The organism is Jiangella gansuensis DSM 44835, assembly GCF_000515395.1.
Classification (GTDB): domain Bacteria; phylum Actinomycetota; class Actinomycetes; order Jiangellales; family Jiangellaceae; genus Jiangella; species Jiangella gansuensis.
In genome coordinates, this window is sequence record NZ_KI911782.1 from 3053754 (window position 1) to 3077817 (window position 24064).

Consider the following 24064-nt stretch of genomic DNA (forward strand, 5'->3'; position numbering starts at 1 on the left):
CCGGCCGGGGCGAACATGAGAACTCTCTAACCGAGATCGGCTCCCAGTAGTGGTGAACACTCAGAAAACACTGGTTAACATGCCTGATGCCCCTTGCCGCGACGCCGATCGCGCCCCCGTCGGACGCCGTCCGGTCGCTCGCGTGGACCGCCGCGATCGAACGGGCCAGCGACAGCCTGCCCCGCGCGCGGGGCGTCGCCCGCTACCGTCGCCGCGACTATCTCCACGACAACCGGGTGGCCGTCGCCGCGACCTTCGACGCCACCGCCGGCCTGCCCGGCAGCGGCGTCTTCGTGAACCCGGCGACGGGTGCGTCGCTGCTGGTGGCGGCCGATTCCCAGCCGCCGGTGCGCACGGCGGCCGCCGTCGACGTCGTCGTCGCCGGAGCCATGCGCACCGCGGAACAGTTGCGCTTCCGCTCCTTCTACCTGGCCGCCGGCGCGGCCCGGTCGCTCGTGGTCCACCAGCGCTCCGCCGCCGCCGTGCCGACACCGCTGGTCGCCGGTACCCGGCTACAGACGACGCTCACCGGCTGCACCCCGTTCGTGGTGCCGCGGATCCTGGAAACCGGCCTCCACCGGCGTGAGAACGCCGACTGGGTCGTCGAAGAGGCTCTCGACGGCGCACCGGTCGTGCGTGCCGACGCCGAGGCCGCCGCGGGCGAGCTCATCGCGCTGCTGCCGCAGATGTGGCAGCGGCTCGGCACTTCGCACGACCGGCTGGACCCCGACCAGCGGGCCCGTGCTCTCGTCGCGTTCGCGGGTCTGGCCGAGGACCCGCCGGACGGCATCTGGCCCGCCGAAGTCGACCGTCAGGCCACCTGGCACCGCGTCCGCGACCTGCTGAACGACGAACGCCCGCTGACCATCGGACTCAGCCACGGCGATCCCGGGCTCGGCAACGTCCTGCGCCTCGCCGACGGCCGGCTCGCCCTGGTCGACTGGGAAGACGCCGGCCACCGCGTCGTCGCGCACGACATCGTCAAGGTGCTGATGTCGTCGCCCGACCCGGTCCGGCTGGCCGCGACGCTGGACGCGCCCGGCTCGTTGCGCCCGGCATTGGCCGCCGCCGGTGCGATGCCGTGGCGGCGGCAGCTGGCGACGGCGCTGCTGCTGTTCCTGAGCGGCTGGCGCAACCGCCACTTCCGGGCGGTCAAGCGGCGCAGCGTGACCGCCAGCCAGCGGCGCATGCACGCGTTGATCCGCGTCCTCACCGTCCTCCTCGACCGCTGACGGAGTCGGCGGAGGGGGAGCAGCGGACGGCGAAACCGGATCCGGTGCTCAGGTGGTGGCGCCACACGACGTCCGCGCCCTCCCCGCAGCGGCCGAGGTAGCTGACGTCGTCGTGGCCGTCGCCGTCCACGTCGGCGACGCGGAGGCCGAAGTGGGCGGTGGTGCCGTCGGGGGCGGGCCAGGCCTGGTCGCCCCAGTTGCTCACGGTCAGCCCGTCCGGGCCGCCCAGGTGGACGCGGAAGCATGGCGTGGCGTCGTTGCCGCAGGCCCCGCGGTACGCGACGTCGTCCGCGCCGTCGCCGTCGTAGTCGCCGACGTGCAGGCCGAACCGGGCGGAGTCCGCGCTCCAGACGGCGTCGTCGCCGAACGACCGCGGCTGGAACGACGCGCCGTCGCTGGCCAGCAGCCGCCAGCAGGTGTCGTCGTCGGCGCAGGAGCCGCGGGCGAGCAGGTCGTCGTGGCCGTCGCCGTCGAAGTCGCCGACCGCGACGCCGTACGCCGACGTCTCCCGCGTCAGCGTGCCGACGGCGCCCCACTCGCGCGGCTCAGCCAGCCCGTCGCCGGTGGCCAGGCTGACCCGCCAGCATCGCGTGCCGTCGTCACAGGCGCCGGCGTAGGCGAGGTCGTCGCGGCCGTCGCCGTCGAAGTCGCCGACCTGCACGCCGAACCGCGCGGTCAGCGATGCGTCCTGCAGCTCGGCCGGCCAGCGCTCGATCCGTACCCCGTTGCCGGCGCTCAGGTGCGCCCGCCAGTACGGGTCCTCGTCCTGTTCGCGGACCAGGTGGACGAAATCCTCCGCGCCGTCGCCGTCGAAGTCGCCGCGGTGAACGCCGGCGAACGGGTCCTCCCAGGCCGGCACGGCACCGCAGTCGGTGGTGCGGACCTCACCGAGGTGGGCCAGGAGCGGGACACGGCTGTTGCCCTGGACGCAGAACGCCGGGCCGTACGCCGTCGAGACACTGATGAAGCCGCCGTCGACGAACGAATTGCCGCCGATGAACACGTCCCGTTCCGGGGTGCCCTGCGCCCCGCCGACGGAAGCCGCGCGCCAGTACGTCACCCCGCAGTAGTGCCGGCAGTCGGTGGAGCCGCCCATGTCGATCGCGTTGTCGCGGATCGAGACGCGCTGGAACACCTCCGGCATGATCTCGCTGGCGTAGACGTAGGTGTAGATGCCGGACGAGCGCAGCCGGTTGCCCACGACCACCGTGTCGTACTGGTTGCGCAGCTTCAGCGAGCCGCCCAGCGGGGTGGCGTCCCACCCGTCCGCATAGTTGCCCACCACCGACAGCCGCCGGCTGCCCCACGCGTACAGGCCGTGGTCCTGGCAGAACAGGCAGCCCTCCGGCGCCCCGATGCCGGGCGTGCGACGCCACACGTTGCCGTCGACGACGACCTCGTCGTTGCCCGTGCCGGTGTCGAGATCGTGGCCCCACACGTTGATCGCGGTGCGGAAGTACCCGTCCGGCACCCCGGATTCGAGATCCGGGGTGGTGCCGAACGTGGAGTCCTTGACGACGGTGAGGCGCGTCATGTCCGCCACGACGCCCCGTCCGGGATGCTCCGGCCCGCGCAGGAACTGGCAGCCGTCGACGGTGACCCCGTGGGTGCGTTCGAGCATGACGTAGGGGATGCTCCAGTCCCGCGAGGGCCGGCCGTTGCGGAACACGCAGTCGCGCAGGGTCACGTCGGCGATGGCCCGGTACTCGTCGTCGCCGGACAACTCGAAGCGGACGTTGTCGAACGTCAGCCCGCCGATGGTGACGTCACGCAGCGGGCGGTCCGCGTCGTGGGCGATGGTGACGCCGTCGGGCGAGGCCGAGCGCAGCACCACCGGCCCGCCCGGCGCCGCGACGTAGTCGACGTGGGAGGCCAGCCGGACCGGGTCGTCCAGCTCGTACACGCCGGGCGGGAAGGAGACCGTGCGGTCGGGCCCGGCGTCGTCGATGGCGGCCTGGATGGCCTCGGTGTCGGACCGGCCGTCGCGGTAGTCGCCGACGTCGACGACCTTCGGCTCCGGCTGCCGGACGTCCTTGCCCTGCGGATTCGACGGCCCCCACGACCAGCCGACGAGGAACGTCGCCGCGAATGCCACCGCCAGGATCATCAGCGCGGCGCGTCTCACCGTCGGCACGTCCTCCCGCCCTCCAGGGTGCAAACCGGGGGCAGTATGCCCAACCGACCCGGTTCTCAATCCTGGTTCAGCCGCCCGCCCGGCGGCACGTCACCGGTTCTTGAGCGGCTCCCACCATCCGCGCTGCTCGCGGTACCACTCGACCGTGGCGGCCAGCCCCTCCTCGAACGACCGCTGTGGCACGTAGCCCAGCTCGGCGCGGATCTTGCCGTGGTCGACGGAGTAGCGGCGGTCGTGCGCCAGCCGGTCCTCGACGTGCTCGACGCGGTCCCAGCCGGCGCCGCAGGCCTCGAGCAGCAGCCCGGTGAGCTCGCGGTTGGTCAGCTCGCGGCCGCCGCCGATGTTGTAGACCTCGCCCGCGCGGCCGCCGGCGCGCACCAGCTCGATGCCCTGGCAGTGGTCGTCGACGTGCAGCCAGTCGCGCACGTTGAGACCGTCGCCGTACAGCGGCACCGTGAGCCCGTCCAGCAGGTTGGTGACGAACAGCGGGATGACCTTCTCCGGGTACTGGTACGGCCCGTAGTTGTTCGAGCACCGGGTGACCGACACCGGGACGCCGTGCGTGCGGTGATAGGCCAGCGCCACCAGGTCGCTGCTGGCCTTGCTGGCGCTGTAGGGCGAGTTGGGCTCCAGGATGTGGTCCTCGGTCCACGAGCCGGACTCGATGGAGCCGTAGACCTCGTCCGTGGAGACGTGCACGAACCGCTCGACGCCGGCCCGCCGGGCCGCGTCCAGCAGTGTCTGCGTGCCCACCACGTTGGTCTGCACGAAGGCCGCCGCTCCCTGGATGGAGCGGTCGACGTGGCTCTCGGCGGCGAAGTGGATGACCTGGTCGCAGGAGGCCATCAGTTCGTCGACGACGGCGGCGTCCAGGATGTCGCCCTTGACGAAGGTGAACCGCGGATGGTCGGCCACCGGGTCGAGGTTGGCCGGGTTGCCCGCGTACGTGAGTTTGTCGAGGACGACGATCTCGGCGCCGGCCAGCTCCGGGTAGGCGCCGGACAGCGCCAGGCGGACGTAGTTCGAGCCGATGAAGCCCGCTCCGCCCGTGATCAACAGCCGCATCTCGTCCCCTCCGGAGAGCGTCACATATGCGGGCTATCGTAAGCGCCCATGCGAGGAATCATCTTGGCGGGCGGCTCCGGCACCAGGCTGCATCCGCTGACCGTCGCCGTCAGCAAGCAGATGCTCCCGGTCTACGACAAGCCGATGGTCTACTACCCGTTGACGACGCTGATGCTGGCCGGCATCCGCGACATCCTCGTCATCACCACCCCGCGTGACGCCGAACAGTTCACCACGCTTCTCGGCGACGGCTCCGAGCTGGGCATCTCCATCTCGTACGCCCAGCAGCCACGCCCCGAAGGACTGGCCCAGGCGTTCGTCATCGGCGCGGACTTCGTCGGATCCGACTCCGTCGCACTGGTGCTGGGCGACAACATCTTCTACGGCGCCGGCCTGGGCACCCAGCTGCGCAAGTACACCGAGATCGACGGGGGGCTCGTCTTCGCCCACCACGTCGCCGACCCCAGTGCGTACGGCGTGGTCGAGTTCGACGACTCCGGCCGGGCCGTCAGCCTGGAGGAGAAGCCGGCCAAGCCGCGCAGCAACTACGCCGTGCCCGGGTTGTACTTCTACGACAGCGACGTCGTCCAGATCGCCCGCGAGCTGCGCCCGTCCGACCGCGGCGAGCTGGAGATCACCGACGTCAACCGCACCTACCTGGACCGGGGCACGCTCAGTGTCGAGGTCCTCCCGCGCGGCACCGCGTGGCTCGACACCGGCACGTTCGACAACCTCATGGCCGCCGGCGAGTACGTCCGCGTCATCGAGGCCCGGCAGGGCCAGAAGATCGGCTGCCCGGAGGAGGTCGCCTGGCGCATGGGCTTCGTCGACGACGACAAGCTGCGGGCCCGCGGCGAGAAGCTGGCCAAGTCCGGCTACGGCACGTACCTGCTCGGCCTCCTCGACGGCGACGACGCCGGGGCCGGCGCGTGAGCGGGCCGGTCATCGAGTCCCTCGGCATCGAGGGCGCCTGGGCCGTCACGCCCCGACAGTTCGGCGACGACCGCGGCGTGTTCCTGGAGTCCTTCCGCGGCGACCTCCTGGAACCGCACGTGGGACACCGGCTGGACGTGGTGCAGACGAACCTGTCGGTGTCCGCCGCCGGGGTGCTGCGCGGGCTGCACTACGCCGACATCCCGCCCAGCCAGGCCAAGTACGTCACCTGCGTGTCCGGCGCGGTGCTCGACGTCCTGGTCGACATCCGGGTCGGCTCGCCGACGTTCGGGCGGTCGGCGTCGGTACTGCTCGACGACGTCGACCGGCGCGCTGTGTACGTGGCCGAAGGCCTGGGACACGCGTTCATGTCGCTGGCCGGTGGTTCGGCCGTCATGTACCTGTGCTCCGCGCCGTACGCGCCGGGCCGGGAGCACGGCGTCAACCCACTGGACCCGGAGCTGGGCATCGACTGGCCGTCCGCGGATCGCGACGGCCGGCCGATCACCCCGATCCTGTCGGACAAGGACCGCGACGCACCCACCCTCAGCGAGGCACGCGACGCCGGCCTGCTGCCCGACTACCAGGCCGCCCAAGGGTTCTACGCGTCCCTGCGCCCCAACCCCGACCCCAAATGATCACGTCCGGCATGGGTGCTCACGCCCCGGCAGGAATGCTTGCCTGCTGAAGCGTGAGAAGCCTGGGGTGGCCGGTGTGCCGACCGCGAACGCCGCCACGGTGAACACCGGCAGCTGCGGCCACTGCCGGGGGCCGGGCTGGCCGGACTTTGATCGCAGCGCCCCGACGTCGATACCGCGGTCCGCGCTGGAGGGACCGAATCCGCCCGCAGACGCGGGTGCGGCTATTGAGGGCCGCTGTCGCGCCCAACTTGGCATCCGGTATCTGCGCCTTGGCTCGCGATATCACCGCTGCGAGGGGGCGATTCGTCCCATCTGTGGAGCGATCTCGCGCACCAAGGCGCGTGAGGCGTACCAAGCGCGCGAGTGGTCGGGCGCGAGCGTCAGGCGGCGCCGCGGCCGAGGACGACCGGAGCGGCCTCTGCCAGCGCGTCCTCCCACGGGCGCAGTGGGCCGAGGCCGGCGCGGGCCCAGCCGTCGTGGCCGAGCACCGAGTACGCCGGGCGCGGCGCAGGGCGCGGGAAGGACTCCGTCGTCGTCGGGCGGACCCGCTCCGGATCAAGCCCCAGGTGCGTGAAGACCGCCCGGGCCAGGCCGAACCACGTCGTCGACCCGCTGTTGGTGGCGTGGTAGATGCCGCCGGGGGCCTCGGCGTCGACCAGCTCGATGATCCGCTGCGCGACGTCGTGCGACCAGGTCGGCTGGCCGTGCTGGTCGTCGACGACGTCGACGTGGTCGCGTGCCGCGGCGAGCCGGGCCATGGTGGCCACGAAGTTGCCCCCGTGCTGGCCGTAGAGCCAGGCCGTGCGGACGACGACGGCGTCGGGGAGACCGGTCAGGACCGCGTGTTCGCCGGCGAGCTTGGTGCGCCCGTAGGCCGAGCGCGGCGCCGTCTCGGCGTCCTCGGCGTACGGCTGCGATGCCTGCCCGTCGAACACATAGTCGGTGGAGACGTGCACCAGCCGGGCGCCATGCCTGGCGCAGGCCGCGGCCAGCAGTCCCGGCCCGGTCCCGTTGACGGCGAGCGCGGCGGCCTCCGCGGATTCGGCACCGTCGACGTCGGTCCACGCGGCCGCGTTGACGACGACATCGTGGCCGGTCACGGCGGCGTCGACGGCCGCGGCGTCGGTGATGTCCAGCCGGTCGCGCCCGGCCGCCGTCACCGCCGCACCGCGCCCATCGAGCAGCGTCACGAGGTCATGTCCGAGCATTCCGGCCGCACCGGCGACCAACCACCGCACAGCGGCACCTCCTACCCACGGAAGCGACTAAGATACCGAGGACGCGTAAGCAGCGGTCGATGCACTTGGGTCCGATGGCCTGGGGCACGTGGGGTCATGATCGTTCCCGAGGAGTTCTTCGCATGAGACTGCCCGTCGGCAGGGTCCGTCGTCTGGTCAAGAAGGTGCTGCCGCAGGCGTACGTCGACGACGTCGCCCGCCGCCGGCGCATCGCCACCGCCATCCGCTCCAGCGGGCTGTTCGATGCCGACTGGTACCGCGAGCAGCTCGGCGAGCCCATCCCGGACGGCGTCGACCCGGTCGATCATTACGTCACCGTCGGCAGCTCCACCGACATCTCGCCGAACCCGTGCTTCGTCACCGAGTGGTACCGCGATCATCCGAAGAGCCCGAAGAAGCTCGACGTCGCGCCGTTCATCCACTACGTGAACCGTGGCATCGGCCGCGGCCTGTCGCCGCACCCGCTGTTCGACCCGGCCTTCTACCTCGACCAGCACCCGGATGCGGCCAACCACCGCGGCGGGCCGCTGGGCCACTACCTCGAGGTCGGCTGGAAGGCCGGCGCCGCGCCGAGCGCCGCATTCGACGTCGACGGCTACCAGCAGGCGTTCGGCCAGGTCGACGGCCCGCCGCTGGCCGACTTCGCCCGTCGCACCCGCCGGCTCATGCTGGACACCCGTGGCTGGGAGCACCTGCCGCGGACCGCCGACACCTTCGACCACGACGCCGCCGAGACGTTCAAGGCCCGGACGCTGGCCGAGTACGCCGAACGCGGCGAAGAGCCGCCGCTGGTCACCGTCGTCATCCCGACGAAGGACCGCCGGCAGGGCGTGCTGACCGCCATCGACTCCGTCGTCGGTCAGACGTACCGGAACTGGCAGCTGATCGTGGTCGACGACGGCAGCACCGACGGCACCGCCGAGGCGATCGAGCCGTTGCTCGCCGACCCGCGCATCGAGCTGGTCCGCCGCGAGCAGGCCGGCGGGGTGTCCGCGGCCCGCAACGCCGGCCTCGCCCACGCCCGCGGCGAGTACGTCGCCTACCTCGACTCCGACAACACGTGGGTGCCGGACTTCCTGGAGGTCATGGTCGCCTTCGTGCGCACTCGGTCGCTGCGGTTCGGCTACGCGGTGTCGGAGCTGCTGGAGGAGAGGAAGAACGGCCGGCGCGGCTACCGGTCACTGCCGTACCACCGCGAAGCCCTGGTCGAGCGCAACTTCATCGACTGCATCGTGGTTTTGCATGAGCGCTCCCTGCTTGACGAGGTCGGCGCCTTCGACGAACAGCTGCGGCGCAACGTCGACTGGGACCTGTTCATCCGGATGTCGAAGGTCACCGACTTCGAGCTGGCGCCGTTCATCGCCACCCGATACGACGCGTGGGAGCAGCGCACCGACCGCATCACCATCAACGAGCTGTTCGGCTATCGGTTCGTCATCCGGGCCAAGCACCTCATCGACTGGGACGCCGTCGACGCCGGCCTGACCGAGCGGCGGCCGGGCACGGTCTCGGTCGTCATCCACGCCGGCGACCAGGCGCAGACGGTCACCGCCACCGTGGAACGGCTGTTCGAGGTCACCGACCAGGAGCTCGACGTCGTCGTGGTCGACGCCAAGACCACCGAGGCCGAGGCGATGCGGCTGCAGTTCCTCCCCATCCGGTTCCCCAACGTCCGGGTGCTGCGGCAGACCCAGCGGCTGTCCACGGAGCTGTCACGGACCATCGGCGCCGCGCACGCCACCGGCGAGACCATCGTCTTCATGACGCCGGACACCTGGGTCGAGCCCGGCTGGCTGGCGCCGCTGACCGAGGCGCTGTCCGACGGTGCCGCGGCCGCCCAGCCGCTGGTGATGCTGCCCGACGGGACGGTGTGGTCGGCGGGCGTCGCGTTCGCCCGTGGCGCGCACCCGCACAGCCTGTTCCGGCGCTTCCCCGGTGACGCGCCCGAGGTGGTGCGACCGTCGTCGCCGGCCGGCCTCTCGCCGGCGGTGCTGGCCGTGCGCGCCGCCGACTTCGCCGCAGTTCGCGGCTTCGACCCGCTGTTCGTCAACGACGTCGACAACCCCGACCTCAGCCTCCGGCTGGCCCGCCAGACCGGCCGAGCGCTGCGCTACCTGCCGGCCAGCATGGTGTCGTTCTCGACCACTCCGCAGCGGCGCACCACCGCCTCGGCCACGACGACGGCCACCGACAACCAGGAGCTGTTCACCGGCCGCTGGAAGGACACCGTCGGCCAGGACGACGTCGCCGTCTGGCGGGCCGGTGGGTACGCCATCGTCGGCTACGACGGCGAGGCGTCCACGCACTGGGGCTTCGACCCCATCGTGGTGCACGACCGCCCGCAGCGGCCGCTTCGCTGGGCCATCAAGATCGGTGCGCCGAACGTCGAACGCCGCACCAACTGGGGCGACTGGCACTTCGCCATCGGCCTCAAGCGGGCCCTGGAGCGGCTCGGCCACGAGGCCGTCATCGACGCCAAGCGGGCCTGGTACCGTCCGACCTCACGGTTCGACGACGTCGCGCTGGTGCTGCGCGGGGTCAGCGTCTACACGGTCAACCCGCAGCAGATCAACCTGTCCTGGGTGATCAGTCACCCCGAGCGGGTCACCCGGCGTGAACTGGCCGCCTACGACGCCGTCTTCGCCGCATCCACGAGCCTGGCCCGGCGGATGTCCACCGACCTCGGCGCGCCCGTGCAGCCGCTGCTGCAGTGCACCGACAAATACCGGTTCCGGCCGGTCCCCGGCGACCCCCGCCGCCACCACGACGTGCTGTTCGTCGGCAACGCCCGCGGCATGCGGGCCTCGGTGGGGGCGGCACTCGAAGCCGGCATCGTCCCGTCGGTCTACGGCGTGCGCTGGCGCGGGCTGCTACCGGAGGGGTCCTGGCAGGGTGAGTACGTCCCCAACGAGGAACTGCCCGCCCTCTACGCCGGCGCCGGTGTGGTGCTCAACGACCACTGGGACGACATGAAGACCGAGGGCCTCATGTCCAACCGGCTGTTCGACCTGGCTGCCTGTGGCGCCCGGGTGGTCAGCGACGAGGTCCCGGGCCTCACCGACGTGTTCGGCGACGTCGTGCTGACGTTCAGCACGCCCGAGGAGCTCGCCGCCGCCGTCGCGACCCAGCTGGCCGAGACGCCGGAGCGGGCCGCCGCGCGGGAGAAGCTGTCGGAACTGGTGCGTCGCGAGCACTCCTTCGACGCGCGCGCCGAGGAACTGGTCGAGACAGTGCGCAAGCTCCAAGCCGATCGGCAGGTCGTCCTGCCCTAGGACTCTTCTAGACCTTGTCCGTGCGGGCGAAGTAGGAGAGGTAGGCAGGGTCCACCCGGTGTGATCGGGCTGGTCCGCTGTCGGCGGGCGCGCGGCGGGACTCGGCGGCCAGCCAGTTGATGCGGCCGGTCTCGCCGGTGAACTGCCGGCCGCCGGTGCGCAGTGCCGCGTCCAGGCCCGGCTCGCCGCGCCGGACCGTCCGGTGCACGTTGCGGTCGTGGACGGCGTAGCCGTCACCGACGCGTACGTCGTCGCCGTCGGGTGTGAACTCCAGGAGCTGCGACGGCGCCGCCAGCAGCGTCCCCGCTGTCAGCCGGTCGGCCGGTCGCTCGGCCGGCTCACCGGGAGCGCACACCGTGAGATCCAAGGCCTCCAGGTAGGTCCGCCGCACCAGCACGCCAGACACGGGTCGCTGGCCGTACCGGTAGCCGAGCACGAGGTCGCGGATGTGCTCCGGGCCGTACGACAGTCGCGGGGTCACGACGGTGGCCAGCTCGGTGCCGCACTCGAGCAGCACCTGCCGGACGGCGTCGGCGCCGGAGGCGGCGCGGACCACGGCGACACCGGCGGGCAGCCTGGCCGGAACGGGGTCGTCGTCGGCAGCGGCCAGGACGACGGTCAGCCGCGGCCAGGTCTGTGCCCGCAGATCGCGCAGCAGTGCGCCGAGCCGCTGCGGTTGTCCGCCACTTGCCCGGACGACGGCCGTGACCGCCGGCGGCGACGACGGCACCCCGGCGGCAGCGGTGGCGGTGAGCAGCGCCAGCCGACGGGCATCGACCGACCAGTGCTCGCGCCGGTCCACGTCGGCGACGGCCGCCGGCGTCAGCGCCGCCACCAGGTCGCCCAGCTCCCGGCCCAGCAGCCGGCGCACCGACAACGGCAGATCCGGAGCGAGCACGGGCACCCCGGCGACCAGCAGCTGACGTAGCAACGCAGCGAGCTCGACCGGCCCGGCGCCGGCGCCGAACGGCACCGCGACCGCGGCGTACTCGCGCAGCGCCGCCAGCTGATCAGGCGTGATGACACCGCCACTGCCCCAGGTGCCGACGCGGGTGCGCCCATGAACGATGCGCAGGCTGTGCTGCGACGTGGTGCGCAGCTCGGCGACCGGCCGACGGACCCGCGCACCGTCCTGGCCGAACGGGTCGAACCCGGCGGGCGAGATCAGTGCGCTGTTCACCACCGGCAGCGCCGTCGTGGCCAGGACTCCTGCGGCGGCCCGCAGGCTGGCCGGGTCCAACACGGCCAACCGGCCCCAGGACAGGCCGGACGGCTCGGTTGTTCGCGCTGGTGGGAGGTCAGTTTTTGTCGGCATCACAAGGCCCGGTAGGTTCTCCGATTGGCATCGTCGGGTGAGAACGGCGGTCCACACAGTACCTGGCACCCCCCGGAGGAACGATGTCGACCACGGTCCGAACGCCTGCAGCGGTGCCTCGGCAGGAATGGACCACCGTCACGCCGCCGGCTCTCGGCACCTGGACGCCGCAGCTGAGCGTCACCGTCGTGCTGCCGGCCAAGGACTGCCAGGCCGAACTCGATCTCACGCTGGCCGCGCTGGCCGAGCAGACCTACCCGGCCGACCTGCTCGACGTCATCGTCGTCGACGACGCATCGGCCGAGCCGCTGCGGCTACCCGCCGTGCACCCGGAGCGGGCCCGCGTGCTGCGGCTCGCCCCCGGGGCCGGGCACGGCTCCGGGCGCGCCCGGCACGCCGGCGCCGAGGCCGCCACCGGCGACATTGTGCTATTCCTCGACGCCGACATCGTCGCCACCCGCACCCACGTCGAGGCGCACGCCCGCTGGCACCACGCCGTCGCCGACGCCGTCGTCCTGGGCAGCAAGATGTTCGTCGAGTTCGACGACATCACCGCGGCGGACGTGCAGGCCGCGGCCCGCTTCGACCACTTCGACCGGCTCCTCGAGGGTCGCAAGCAGAAGCGGCACACCTGGTTCGAGGACTTCATCCGCGACGCCGACAAGCTCACCCAGTACGCGGAGGACACGTTCATCGCCGTCGTCGGCGCCAGCGTGTCCGCGCCGCGCACCCTGTACGCCGAGAGCGGCGGCTTCTCCGCGTTCGGGCTGCGCGGCATCGTCGACACCGAGTTCGGCTACCGCATCTTCACCGCCGGCGCCGTGATCATCCCGGAACCGGAAGCACGCAGCTACCACCAGGGCGCCCGCAACTTCACCGTCCGCGGCGACGAGATCAAGCGCGAACGCTCCGGGCTGGCGGCCAACCACCTGCCCATCCCGCTGTTCCGGCCGTCCGATGTCGGGCGGATGTGGATGGTGCCGCGGGTGCACGCGATCGTCGACGCGGGCGCTGAATCGGCCGCGCCGGAGCAGGTGCAGCTCACCGTCGACAGCATCCTCGCGTCCGGGTTCACCGACCTGGTGGTGACCGTGTCGCCGTCGGCGCTGCTGCCCACGTGGGTGCAGGACTACTTCGCCGCCGACGCGCGGGTGCGGTTCGCCGCCGATCCGGTGCGTACCGGGTTCCCGTCGCCGTTCTCGCTGGTCGTGCCGGCCGGTGTGGCGGTGGGCCGGGACGCCGTCGAGACCCTGCTGCGGGCGTCGGCTGACGAAGGCGTCGGGCTGGTGCGTTCGACGGTCGGGCCGAGCGGCGACGACGCGGGGCCGCCGGTCGAGCTCTGGGCCACCCGGGCGTTGCACCGGTCCCGCCGGCACGTCGCCCCGGGTGGGTCGCTGGACGAGACGGCCCGCCGCCTGTTCGGCGAGCACTGGCTCAGCGGCGAGTCCCTCGGCGTCCGGCGCGCGGTCGTCGGCCTCACCCGCCAGGGCATGCTCATCGACGACTCTGCCGCGCCGCTTCCTGGGCGTGAGTAACGAGGGTCCAGGGCGGGGTTCCACCGCTGTCCGGCTGGGGCTGGGGCTGCCGTGCTGTCCTGCCGCCGCCGACCGCGATAGCCGGCAGCTTCCTCGATAGCCGAGGCCGTGCCTGCAGGCGGATTCCGCCCTTGCGGCGTGGGTTCGCGCTATCGAAGTCGGGCGCTCTCAGCGGCGCCGTTCGCGGGCGGACGCGCCGGGCTACCCCAGGCATTCTCCCGCTTCACCAGGCAGGCATCCCTGGGGAAGCGAGAGCACCCATGCCGGACGTGATCATTTTCGGCGCGGGTTCGGGTCAGGACCGGTGCGCGGTGAAGAAGCGGGTGCGGCCGACCGCGCCCGCATCGGCGAGCGTCACACCGTCGGGCTCCTCCGCCAGCCAGTCGTCGGCGATGTCGGCCTCGGCGTCCCGGTTGACGTCGTCGAGCGCCACAACGGCGCCGTCCGCCAGCGCCCGTGCGAGCAGCGGGAACGCGGGGTAGCGCGACCGCGGCCCGACCGACCCGGGTGGGCCGTCGACGAACAGCAGGTCGACGCCGGAGAGGTCGGCCCAGCTCTTGCCGCTGTACCAGTCGTGGGTCTCGCCGCCGACCGTGACCGGCTCCAGCGGCGCCGAGCGGATCTCCGCCACCGACTCCAGCCCGTGCCGGGCCAGCGCGGCACGGGCCAGCTCGGCGTAGTGCTCGTGGTGTTCCAGGGCGACGACGCGGCCCCGCCCGGCCCGCCGGCACGCCAACGCCAGCCACACCGTCGAGCTGCCGCTGCCGCATTCGACGACGAGACCGTCGCCGGGCAGCCGCCGCACCAGCGACGCCAGCCGCAGCACCGTCTGCGGCCGGGCCGCGTGGCCGCCGAACACCGGGACCTCGTCGTCCGGGTCGAGCATCGTGTACAGGTTGGTCAGGGCGGACAGCTCCGACAGCTGCTCCTCGGTGAGCGTGCTGGTCAGCTCGCTGCTCAGCTCGTCGTAGCGGGCCAGCAGCTCGTCGTGGCGGACGGCGGCGTCCAGGCGCTGGGCACCGATGACGGCCGCGAGTGGTCCGCCGCTGGGGTCGGACTGCCTGGCCTCGAGCGCCTTCATTGCCGCCGCGACCGAGTCGGTGGCCGACACCAGCTTCGTCAGCTTCGAATCGAGCTTGCGGGCGCGTTGCGCGGCGTCGCGGGCGTTGGTGCCGACGACCACCAGGCCGAGCAGCGCCAGGCCCAGCAGTGCCGCCGTCGCCACCTGGGTGACGTCGCCGTCGTCGATCAGCGCCCAGACGGCCACCGCCGCGGCGACCACGGCGCCGAGCATGCCGAGGACCGGCCAGCGCGAGCCGAGAAGCGTACGTACCGCCCGTAGCATCGAATCTCCGTCGTTCGTTGATCGGAAGCAGCACTCTATCCGTCGGCCTCAGGGCGACGTCGCGTGTGCCATCCGCTCCAGCGAGTGAACGAACAGGTCCGCGTCAGCGTCCCAGCTGTAGTGCGCGGCCACCGCCTTCCGGCCGGCGTCGGCCATCCGGCGGTGCTCGGCCGGGTCGTCGCGCAGCCGGCGCACCGCGGCCTCCGCCGCATCGACGTCGCCGAACGGCACCACCGAGCCGCAGCGATGCCGCATGACCAGCTCAGAGGACGCCGGATTCGGGGTGGTGACCACCGGTAGCCCGTGCGCCATGTACTCCACGATCTTGGTGGGCCGCGAATGCGCGTAGTTGGGCTGCTCGTGCAGCAGGCTCAGCCCGGCCAGCGCGCCCGGCAGCATGGCCAGGGCCTCGTCGTTGGGGACGAAGCCGTGCCAGCGCACCGCCCCAGTTGCCTGCGCGGCCTCGATGGCCCGCCGGCAGTCGGCGTCGGCCGTGCCCACCAAGTGCACCTCGACATCCGGGGCCAGCCGGCGACCCAGCTCGAGCAGCTCCAGCGCGCCCCGAGCCGCCGTCAACCGGCCCAGGTAGATGACCCGGTCGGTCACCGGCACGCTGATGTCGTCGGGAATGGCCACACTGTTACGAACGACGGTGTGCGGCTTGCGGAAGCGGGCGGCGTAGGACTCTTCGGCCAGGATCAGCGGCATCCGCCGCTCGGCGCTGCGCTCGATGGCCCGGATCAGCATGGTGCCCGCCGGCCGGCCCACCTTCGGCAACCACGGCTTCATCTGCAGCGCGGCGGCGGTGTCCTCGTGCACGTCCCAGACCAGCCCCGGGATGGTCAGCCCGACCGTCGCCAGCACCAGTTCCGGATCGTGCATGAGCACGACGTCGAAGTGGCGGCCGCGCCGCTTCAGCAACTGCCGGGCCGCCCTGGACGCGGCGAACCGATGCCGCCCCTGCGACCGCGGGATGTCGATGGCGTCGAGGTCGTCCGGGAGCGGCCGGCCGTACGCGGTGAACGGCGCAGCCAGCGTCACGTGGTGGCCGGCGTCGCGCAGCGCGGCGATCTGACGGTGCCTGATGCGGGCATCCTCCGGGTCATGCACCACGGTCAGGACGAGGACACGCATCAGCCCTAGCCGCCCCACCGTCGGGTCATGGCCGGGCTGGAGACGACAGCCGGTCGCGAGGTGTCAGCCGGGCGCGGGGCGTCGGCCGGGCGCGGGGCGTCGGCCGGGCGCGGGGCGTCGGCCGGACGCCGGGTCCTGGCCACCGCGTTCCCCACCGACACTGCCATCTCCGCTTGATCGACTGCACAGCCTTCACCTGGATGACGCCCAGGCACACCCCCACGGTTGCACGTCAATGTGTCATCCTCGCGCCGCCCCCGGCAACGACGAGCCCCAGTGAGGTTGACGACACGCCGGCAGCGGCGCGCGTTCCCGCCGGATACTACCTCAGCACAATGTGCCCCCGGCATCCCCGACCAAGCCGCGAGGCCGCCCTCGCAGCATGCACAGCGGGCGGTCGCCGATGGTTGAGGGTTCCGGGTCGCCATGGCAACTCAGATCCCTCAACCACCGGGACAGGGCGCGAGCGTGTTCGCGCATATCGCCGGTACTGCGCTGCTGCCCGGAACCTCTGCGAGTACAGCGGCTTCACCCTGCAGCGGCAAACAGTCAGGGAAGGAGGGGCGGGCCCGGTGGCGGGGGCAACGGCGTGCCGCCGGCGCCGGACTGGCGCCCGGTTCGCTCTCGGCCGGACGGTGTACTGGACGACGGTCTACGGTCGGAGTCATTGTCGGGCGCGAGGACGAACTGGTAGAGCAGCCACGCGAGCAGCCCACCAAGGATGGGGCCGGCGAGCCACGCGGCCACGCCGTCCCATTCGCCGCCGACGACGGCGGCGCTGAATCCTCGTGCGGGGTTGAGCGCGGCGCCGGTGAGTGGCGCGATGGCGAAGAACCCCGCGGTGACCGTGAGGCCGGCGGCCATCGGATAGACGGACACCGGTGAGCGGCGGTCGCTTACGGTGCAGAACATCACTAGCACCAGCGCGAAGGTGGCGATTGCTTCAGCAGCGACAGCCCCGCCCACGTTCGTGAGTTCGTCGTTGACTCCTGGGGTGCCGACGGCCACGACCTCGCGGTCGATCGCCATCATCACGACCAGGGCACCGACGGCGCCACCGGTGAACTGAGCGATCCAATAGGCGGCAGCCGCCAGGACGTCGATCTGCTTGGCGCAGAGCATCGCCAGCGTCACGGCGGGGTTGAAATGCCCGCCGGAGACGTGTCCGAGCGCGGCGATGAGTCCGGCGGTGGCGAATCCGTAGGCAAGGGCTGCGGGAATCACGCCGGGACCGATGGTGACGACCGTGAGAGTCACGAAGACGAGGACGAATGCCCCGAAGGCTTCCGCGGATACGCCACGTGTCAGGCTCGTCATGGACAGTTCCTCCTCCATCCCCGGTAACGACCTGACCGTAGCGACCTCAACGTGACATCGCAGCGCACCGCATCGTACATACCGGACTAATCAACGCATCGCCTCGGTCAGTGCGTCATCGAGGCGAGGCGTCATGGAGGAGACGTATGTCGCGGTGAGGTGGGATCCACGGCGATACACGAGGACGTTCCCGATGACGGCCGGACAGGTGTCACCGGGGCAGATGAAGTCCCGGACGTCGACGGAGCCGACGCCGTCCGTATTCTCGAGCGCGGCCAACTGCGCCGGAGCCCCGCCCAGGTGTTGGGCGTCGTCGCGGGGGAACGCGCATGCGGATAACTCGTCGGTGTGGCGAGCGACGCACTCCATGACATCCAGTGGCGGGTTCGGATTGTCGACCACCACGATGACGTCCCGCCCGGCGTCCTCGAGTCCTGACCAGGTACGCCGCAGGTCGTCGACCATCGCGTCGACCTGTTCGTCACGGGAGGCGTCGTCACCGAGATAGACCTGCGATGCGACCTGGGAGGTGACGACGTAGTCGATCGAGTCGTCGTCCTGGAGGCGTTCCAGCCTGGCCTCGTTGTACGCCGTGCAGTCATTGTTCGCCGCATTGTCGAACTCGATTTCGCCTCGGATCAGCGGGCAGCCGCTCTTGAGGAACGTGACGAGCTGCCAGCCACGCTCGTCGGCGATTCGCTGGAACGCGGTGAGCCACTGGTGCATCTTCGAGTCTCCGACGACGGCGACCGTGAGGTCGGCATCGTCGGGACCGTACGTGCACGACTCCAGCTCCGTGCCCTCGATGGCGCTGATGCACGTCTCGTCGCCGAGGCCAGCGATGTCCTCGGGCGCCTCGAGCACGTCGGGAACCATGAACGCGACCTCGTCGGCGGGCTGGCCGTCCGGGTCGTTCATCGGGTCGTCACCGAGGATCGCGGCACCTTGTGCGTCCTCGTCGGCGGCGTACGCCGGCGGCTTCGGAACCGCGGACGAGACGACGAGGGCGGCTGCCACGCCCACCGCGGTGCAGGTGATGCCGAGGACGACCGACCACGCGGGCAGCCGCACGAACAGCCGCGCGTGGTGGATGGGCGCCTCGACCAGGCGATACGTCAACCAAGCCGGCACCACGGAGAATCCGACCACAGTGACCGCGATGGGCACCGAGAGCGTCCCGTCGTCGCCACCCCACATGACGGCGGCGACGACGAGCAGCGGCCAGTGCCACAGGTATAGCGAGTAGGAAAGCGTCCCGATGTCACGCATCGGGCCGGTGTCCAGGATGAGGTCGGTGACGCTACGTCGACCGGTCGTCCCAGCCGCGATGACGGCGGCGGCCCCGAGAGTAGGGACCAGGGCCGCGACCCCGGGGAATGCCGTGGACTCGTCGAACGCGACGACGGCGTAGGCGATCGCGGCCAGGCCGGCGACGCCGAGAAGTTGCGCCCACACGGCCGGCAACCGCGGGAGGCGGTAAGCGACGATGGCCAGCGCGCCACCGATGGCCAGTTCCCACAGCCGCGTCGTCGACACGAAGTACGCCGGTCCAGGGCTCGTCTCAGTCAGGTAGGCCGACCACAGGAGCGAGGGCACTCCGATGACGGCGATGCCGCCCAGTAGAACCCGCGTGAGGGGCAGGCTGTACCGCCGCTGCAGCCAGAGCAGGCCGACGATGAGCAGCGGCCAGATGATGTAGAACTGCTCCTCGACGGCCAGCGACCAGAAATGCTGCACCGGGCTCGGCGCGTCGTCCGAAGCCAGGTAGTTCACCGACTCGTCCGCGAGGCGCCAGTTCACGACGTAGAGCGAGCTGGTGGCGACGTCCCACGCCACCGACGACCATCGGGTGACCGGCAGGACCGCGATGGTCAGGGCGGCCACCGCCGCTAGGACGACGGCCGTCGCGGGAAGCAGCCGCCGGATACGGCGAGCCCAGAACTGGGCCAGGCGCAGCCGCCCGGTGCGGCCGATCTCACGGTCGAGCAGGCCGGTGATCAGGAAACCGGAGATCACGAAGAACACGTCGACGCCGACGAAGCCGCCAGTCATGAACGGCACGCCGGCGTGGAATCCCAGGACTGCCAGCACTGCGATGGCTCGCAACCCCTGGATGTCGCCCCGGAACCGCGGCCGCACCTGCGTCGGCCCACCGTCGGCTGATCGCGACGACGTAGCACGCTCGCCTGCGATCCCGCCGTCCGCGGCCGGGGGTGGTGGCGGAGGGACCGGTGGCACGGCAGTGGCGGACGGATTGTGCATCTGGATGATCGGGACCCCGCGTCGGCGACGATAGCGTCTATGTACGTTCAGACGGCGTCAGTGTAGAGGAGCGATGGTTTCGAATCCGTGCGCGTGACTGGCCGCTGCTACCATTCACGACGTTTGCGTCGACGTCCGGATCGCGCGGAGGCAGGCGCAGAGACGTGGACTCGCCCGAGGACGCGCGACACCACTTGCGCGTCGTCCGCTGCCGGGCGTCGACAAGGGGGTCGGACGTTGGCGGTGGACATCGAGCATCACGAGCCGGCCGCGGCCGATTCCGTGCCGGTCGCCGAGGATTATTCGCACCTGCTCTACGCGCGCGGATTCGCGCTCACGCGGGTGGGCCCTCCAGCGCCCGTCGGCCACTGGCGACGGCTACGTCTGGGATCGTGGCAGCTCGCGTACGATCCACGCAGCGCCTTGTCGACAGCGCGCTCCGGCGACCTGTGGGTGGCGGTCCTCGGAGAAGCGCTCGACCTCGACAGACTGCACTCCGATCTGTCGGCATTGGCACGGTCGCTGCTCGTGGCGAGGTGTCACGGGCGTGGCGCGTTGCAGGATGCTGTCGACAACCTCGCCGGCCGCTTCGTCGTGATCGACGGGGACGGTCGTGACACGTTCCTGCAGACCGACGCGACCGGGATGCGCAGCGTCTTCTACACGACGGCGCCGCACGAACCGGTGGTCGCGAGTCATGCCACGCTCGCGGCCGAATCCGTGGGTGCGGAGCGCGGCGCCTTCGCCACCGGCGGCTGGCTTCCGGCGCACGGCGCCTACTGCCTCCCCGGCCGGGCCACTCCGTACTCCGGCGTCGTTCAGCTGACCCCCAACACCGAGCTGCACCTCGAGTCCGGACAGGTCCGTCGCGTCTTCCCACGAGCGGATCCGACGGAGTCCACCGTGCCGGACGCGGTGGAGCAACTCCGCCACCTGCTCCAAGGCCAGCTCCAGGATCTGGCCGGGCGGATGCCGCTGATGACGTCGCTGACGGCGGGTTTGGACAGCCGGACCACCCTGGCGCTGACTCGTCCAGTCCACGAATCGATGCTCTACTTCACCTACAGTCTGCGGTTTGGCGCGCACCTCGACAACGCGGACCACGCCCGCGACCTGAAGACCGCGCGGGAACTGACCTCCGACCTCGGGCTCGCCCATCGGATCGTCGCCGTCGACGGCGCGATCGACAGCCAGCTCAAGAGCGTGCTGATCCGCAACTCGACGCGGGTGCACAATCGGAGCCTTGCCGCGGCATACCTCACTCAGCTACCCACGGACCGGCTGCACGTGCGGTCAAACCTGTTCGAGATCGGGCGGGCGTACTACCGTGCGCAACGCCGCGAACGCCCGCCCCTCACCCCCGAGGTGATGGCGGGCATCCTGTGCAAAAAGAACGCAGACGACCCGGGTGTCGCCGCGGAGTTCGCGGCGTACCGCGACGCGACCGGGCTGGCCGAGTTCGCCGGTTACGACCCCTACGACCTCTTTTACTGGGAACACCGGTCCGGCGTCTGGCTATCAGCGGTCTACCTCGAGAGCGACATAGCGCACGACACCTTCACGGTCCTCAACTCACGCAGGATCTACCAGAAGCTGTTGAGCGTTCCGCTGGACGCGCGGATTCGTGGTGACGTGTATCGCGGCCTGCTCCAATCGGCCTGGCCGGAGCTTCTTCGCTGGCCGATCAACGGGCGCGCAGGCTCCGACGGCGACACCGCCCGGCCCGTGTCTTCACCGGCTCCGGCGACGTCGCTGCCACAGAATCGGTCTGTAGGTTCGAAGCCACCTGGTGCCGCCGGCTACGACGAACGCCATCGCCTGCCGATCCACGGCCACCACGATGTCGAGCAGGTCGCCGTCCCACAGCGTGTCGGTCTCAGCCGGCACCGTATCGACCTGGTGGCGAACGACCCGCGCGGCGCAGGGCCAGGCGTCGAGGAGCGGCCACTCGCGCTTGACGTGATGGTGTCGGCGCGCGAGAGCGAGAACCTCGTCGTGATCTTTCATGGCGCCACCGATCGGAGCAAGTACGAGTACCCGCGCTTCGAGTGGCAGTCGACGCTGGCCGACTTCGATGCTTCCATCCTCTACGTCGCCGACCCGATCCTGCTCTTGGCGCCGGACATCACGCTCGGCTGGTACGTGGGCACTGCCGGCACCGACGTCAGCAGGCACTGCGCACGGCTCGCCCAGCATCTCGCGGCGCAACTGTCGGCAAAGCGGATCGTCATGACGGGGACGTCTGGAGGCGGATTCGCGGCGCTCGCGGCTTCCCGGCTCATCCCAAGTTCAATGGCCGTGCCGTTCGCGCCGCAGACGAGTGTTGCGCGGTACTACGGCGGCCACGTGAAGACCTTCCTGTCGCTGGCGTTTCCCGGGCACGACGTCGAGACCGTGACGACGACGTTCGCGGACCGGCTCGACATGGTTGAGCAGTACTCCAAAGTGACCGGCAACTACGTCTACTACGTGCAGAACCTGCGCGACCCGTTCCACATTCGTGAGCACCTCATCCCGTGGGCGGCCGCTGCCGGCGTGACCGGACGTGGCGGGCGTTCGGTGGCAGGTGACCGGGTGGCCGTCCTCGAGGACCTCCGCGAGGGGCATGGGCCGCCGCCCCGCGACCAGTTCGTCGAGCACCTGCGGAAGGCGATCGAGTTCCTCACTCGGCAAGCGGGTGATCGAACCAACTGAGCGGCAACGTGACTCGAGCCGGCGGGTCCCCGATGATCCCCGGAGGCGGGGCGAATCCGGGCCATTGGTCGATATCGCCACGGAGGAAGTATTCCGCACCCGGGTCCCAGGTGTGGCCCTGCGCTGCGCGGTACACGACGATGCCCAGCCCGTGGGTGCGATAGATCGTGCCGCCGGAGTCGGTGACGGCTTGCGCGAGCGCGGTGTCGACACCCCGGTGGAGGGGTCGCCATCCGCCCACCGCGTCGAGGGCGTGCGTCGTCATGAGCAAGGTGGCGCCGGGGACCCGGTTGGCGTAGCGGTGGCCGCTGGTTCGATGACGGCGGATCGTGAGGTCGAGCGCCTCCAGGTAAAGGAACTCGGCACCGGAGCCGACGAGGTCGGCACGCGAAAACTCGGCGGCGTGGACCAGGTCCGTGATGTGGTGCGCGCTGTACCAGTCGTCGTCGTCCATCTTCGCGATCATGGTGCCCGCGGCCCTGGCGCACAGGTCGTCGAGCATGTCGCCGAGCACGCGATCTGCGGGGATCTCCACCACAGTCAGTGGGCGGTCGAAGCGGGCCTCGAACTCGTGCACTCGGGGATGGCTGCGCGTGAACCCATGTAGGCCGAGGACCAGTTCGAGATTCGGCCAGTCCTGCCGGGCCACTTGGTCGACGATGCGCGGCAGCAGGTCGGGGCGTTTGGTCGGCAGCACGACGGAGACCGTGGGATCGTCGCGAGTCGGCCGGCCGACCGACCGGGCGATGTCGCGCCAGCGCCTGCTCGCACCATGTCGCTGGAGGGCCAGGCGGCTGAGCGTCATGCAGTAGGCCTCGCGGCGCACGGAGTCCCTGAGATCCACCCCCGACGTCAGGGCCACGGCCAGCGGTTCTCCGACCAGGTGTCGAACCGTGCGGCTCAGGTCCGCGACGACAACCGGCAACGCCGCGCCGGCGGCCTGGACGAGGAAGGCGGCCTGCTCGACGGGGCCACTGTGAGCCCGTGCGTCGTCGTGCACGACTCGCAGGTGCCGGGCTTCGTCGACGACGCGCTCACTGAGTCCTGACCAGTCGTCGAAGACCGAACTGGACCAGCCATCCGGGCCTGCAAGGACGAACCGGGTGATCTCGCCCCGGCCGACCCGGCGCAACCGGGCCTCGCCGCCACCTGCGGTGGGCAGGAATCCGACCGGGCGCAGCGCATGGGTGTCCACCGGCGGGACGAGGGTCCCGTCTCTGGCCTCGGTGGCGAAGCTCTCCAGAACGGCCCGCGGAGCGTCGACGAGCGTGCGCCACGTCGGCCGCCGCTCGTGGCCGCCGATTCGCACCACGGCAGGGTGCACGGCGTCGGGGGGACCGGCGGCGTCGGTCAGGACCACGTCGATCGAGTCCGGGACGTCGCCGTCGACGGGTGTGGCCCCGGTTTCGATGCGAACAGCCGCTGGGTCTCCGCATGCCCACGGCATGGCCCACGGCAGCGCGTTGTCGATCCCCAGACGCAACCCACCTGTCGGACGGCGGAAGGTCGACGTGCCGCCCTCGAGCGTCGTGGCGAGGACGTCGGCGAGCCGGAGGAGCCCACGGAAGCGCATGGTGAGCCGTACGTGAGGGATCGGCTGCTCGACCACCTGCTGCTGAGCGCTCACGACGGCCCGGATGCCGACTGAGCCGTTCGGGAGCCTGACCAGGCCCGTCTTCGGCAGGCCACCGATGACGAGGTCGAACACCTTGCTCGCGCAGCCCATGGCCACCAGTTGCGGCAGCATGGCACGCAGAGCGACCACCGAATCGGCCACCACCATGATCCGGGTCCACGTGGCGTCCACATGGCTCTTGACGTCGCCGCCGAACAACTCGGAAAAACCGACGACGGTGTCGCATTCGCGACCAGAGGCAAGATTGACAAGCTCGTCATCGGTTGTGATGAGTAATCCAAGTGCAGCCACGGCTCGTTTTCCGCCCTTTC

The 24064-nt window shown here is 71.0% G+C and carries 15 protein-coding genes; 6 read left to right on the forward strand and 9 right to left on the reverse strand.

Annotated features, from left to right (window positions below):
• Positions 1-86: 86 nt before the first annotated feature.
• A complete protein-coding gene (locus JIAGA_RS0114725) occupies positions 87-1232 on the forward strand; it encodes a phosphotransferase (RefSeq protein WP_026876259.1) in 1146 nt (381 codons plus the stop codon).
• Here JIAGA_RS0114725 and JIAGA_RS0114730 read toward each other — a convergent pair.
• Both JIAGA_RS0114730 and rfbB read right to left on the reverse strand, forming a co-directional pair.
• Positions 1210-3366 carry an FG-GAP-like repeat-containing protein gene (locus JIAGA_RS0114730; protein WP_157553173.1) on the reverse strand — a complete coding sequence of 719 codons (2157 nt, stop codon included), beginning with the start codon at positions 3364-3366 and terminating at the stop codon, positions 1210-1212. The genes JIAGA_RS0114725 and JIAGA_RS0114730 overlap by 23 nt on opposite strands.
• A 90-nt stretch (positions 3367-3456) precedes the next feature.
• Positions 3457-4431, reverse strand: a complete 975-nt coding sequence (gene rfbB, locus JIAGA_RS0114735; protein WP_026876261.1) for a dTDP-glucose 4,6-dehydratase — start codon at positions 4429-4431, stop codon at positions 3457-3459.
• A 48-nt stretch (positions 4432-4479) separates the two neighbouring features.
• Here rfbB and rfbA point away from each other — a divergent pair, with 48 nt between their 5' ends.
• On the forward strand, positions 4480-5364 hold the full coding sequence (gene rfbA / locus JIAGA_RS0114740) for a glucose-1-phosphate thymidylyltransferase RfbA (protein WP_026876262.1): 885 nt from the start codon (positions 4480-4482) through the stop codon (positions 5362-5364).
• Positions 5361-6002, forward strand: a complete 642-nt coding sequence (locus JIAGA_RS0114745) for a dTDP-4-dehydrorhamnose 3,5-epimerase family protein (protein WP_026876263.1) — start codon at positions 5361-5363, stop codon at positions 6000-6002. Before rfbA ends, JIAGA_RS0114745 begins: the two co-directional genes overlap by 4 nt.
• Positions 6003-6385: 383 nt before the next feature.
• Here the strand turns inward: JIAGA_RS0114745 and rfbD are convergent, their stop codons facing one another.
• Positions 6386-7243 (reverse strand): dTDP-4-dehydrorhamnose reductase, encoded by an 858-nt coding sequence (gene rfbD, locus JIAGA_RS0114750; RefSeq protein ID WP_026876264.1) that lies wholly within the window; start codon positions 7241-7243, stop codon positions 6386-6388.
• A gap of 122 nt (positions 7244-7365) precedes the next feature.
• Between rfbD and JIAGA_RS0114755 the strand changes: the two genes are divergently transcribed.
• Positions 7366-10515, forward strand: a complete 3150-nt coding sequence (locus tag JIAGA_RS0114755) for a glycosyltransferase (RefSeq protein WP_026876265.1) — start codon at positions 7366-7368, stop codon at positions 10513-10515.
• A 7-nt stretch (positions 10516-10522) separates the two neighbouring features.
• On the opposite strand, the gene JIAGA_RS0114760 is transcribed toward JIAGA_RS0114755, so the two are convergent.
• On the reverse strand, positions 10523-11830 hold the full coding sequence (locus JIAGA_RS0114760) for a hypothetical protein (protein ID WP_157553175.1): 1308 nt from the start codon (positions 11828-11830) through the stop codon (positions 10523-10525).
• 83 nt (positions 11831-11913) lie between these two features.
• Between JIAGA_RS0114760 and JIAGA_RS29880 the strand changes: the two genes are divergently transcribed.
• Complete coding sequence (locus JIAGA_RS29880) at positions 11914-13365, forward strand: glycosyltransferase family 2 protein (RefSeq protein ID WP_084469690.1); 1452 nt, start codon at positions 11914-11916, stop codon at positions 13363-13365.
• A 295-nt stretch (positions 13366-13660) separates the two neighbouring features.
• On the opposite strand, the gene JIAGA_RS29885 is transcribed toward JIAGA_RS29880, so the two are convergent.
• From JIAGA_RS29885 to JIAGA_RS0114790, 4 genes are all read right to left on the reverse strand, one after another.
• A complete protein-coding gene (locus JIAGA_RS29885; RefSeq protein ID WP_051426104.1) occupies positions 13661-14710 on the reverse strand; it encodes a class I SAM-dependent methyltransferase in 1050 nt (349 codons plus the stop codon).
• Positions 14711-14758: 48 nt separating this feature from the next.
• Positions 14759-15844, reverse strand: a complete 1086-nt coding sequence (locus JIAGA_RS29890) for a glycosyltransferase (RefSeq protein ID WP_035812557.1) — start codon at positions 15842-15844, stop codon at positions 14759-14761.
• 549 nt (positions 15845-16393) lie between these two features.
• Positions 16394-17161, reverse strand: coding sequence for an MIP/aquaporin family protein (locus JIAGA_RS29895; protein ID WP_169738871.1), 768 nt, complete (start codon positions 17159-17161; stop codon positions 16394-16396).
• A 90-nt stretch (positions 17162-17251) separates the two neighbouring features.
• Positions 17252-19300, reverse strand: coding sequence for an acyltransferase family protein (locus JIAGA_RS0114790; protein WP_051426106.1), 2049 nt, complete (start codon positions 19298-19300; stop codon positions 17252-17254).
• Between the two features lie 360 nt (positions 19301-19660).
• Between JIAGA_RS0114790 and JIAGA_RS0114795 the strand changes: the two genes are divergently transcribed.
• Positions 19661-22117, forward strand: a complete 2457-nt coding sequence (locus JIAGA_RS0114795) for an asparagine synthetase B family protein (RefSeq protein WP_157553177.1) — start codon at positions 19661-19663, stop codon at positions 22115-22117.
• On the opposite strand, the gene JIAGA_RS33170 is transcribed toward JIAGA_RS0114795, so the two are convergent.
• Positions 22086-23900 carry a glycosyltransferase family 2 protein gene (locus JIAGA_RS33170; RefSeq protein WP_157553179.1) on the reverse strand — a complete coding sequence of 605 codons (1815 nt, stop codon included), beginning with the start codon at positions 23898-23900 and terminating at the stop codon, positions 22086-22088. The genes JIAGA_RS0114795 and JIAGA_RS33170 overlap by 32 nt on opposite strands.
• Positions 23901-24064 lie beyond the last annotated feature (164 nt).

Excerpts from the sequence above, each read along its gene's own strand:
- JIAGA_RS0114760 (WP_157553175.1), bottom strand. The coding sequence starts at position 11,830 with ATGCCGACAAAAACTGACCTCCCACCAGCGCGAACAACCGAGCCGTCC.
- rfbB (WP_026876261.1), bottom strand. The coding sequence starts at position 4,431 with ATGCGGCTGTTGATCACGGGCGGAGCGGGCTTCATCGGCTCGAACTAC.
- JIAGA_RS29890 (WP_035812557.1), bottom strand. The coding sequence starts at position 15,844 with ATGCGTGTCCTCGTCCTGACCGTGGTGCATGACCCGGAGGATGCCCGC.
- JIAGA_RS0114725 (WP_026876259.1), top strand. The coding sequence starts at position 87 with ATGCCCCTTGCCGCGACGCCGATCGCGCCCCCGTCGGACGCCGTCCGG.
- JIAGA_RS33170 (WP_157553179.1), bottom strand. The coding sequence starts at position 23,900 with ATGGTGGTGGCCGATTCGGTGGTCGCTCTGCGTGCCATGCTGCCGCAA.
- JIAGA_RS0114755 (WP_026876265.1), top strand. The coding sequence starts at position 7,366 with ATGAGACTGCCCGTCGGCAGGGTCCGTCGTCTGGTCAAGAAGGTGCTG.
- JIAGA_RS29880 (WP_084469690.1), top strand. The coding sequence starts at position 11,914 with ATGTCGACCACGGTCCGAACGCCTGCAGCGGTGCCTCGGCAGGAATGG.
- JIAGA_RS29885 (WP_051426104.1), bottom strand. The coding sequence starts at position 14,710 with ATGCTACGGGCGGTACGTACGCTTCTCGGCTCGCGCTGGCCGGTCCTC.
- rfbA (WP_026876262.1), top strand. The coding sequence starts at position 4,480 with ATGCGAGGAATCATCTTGGCGGGCGGCTCCGGCACCAGGCTGCATCCG.
- JIAGA_RS29895 (WP_169738871.1), bottom strand. The coding sequence starts at position 17,161 with ATGACGAGCCTGACACGTGGCGTATCCGCGGAAGCCTTCGGGGCATTC.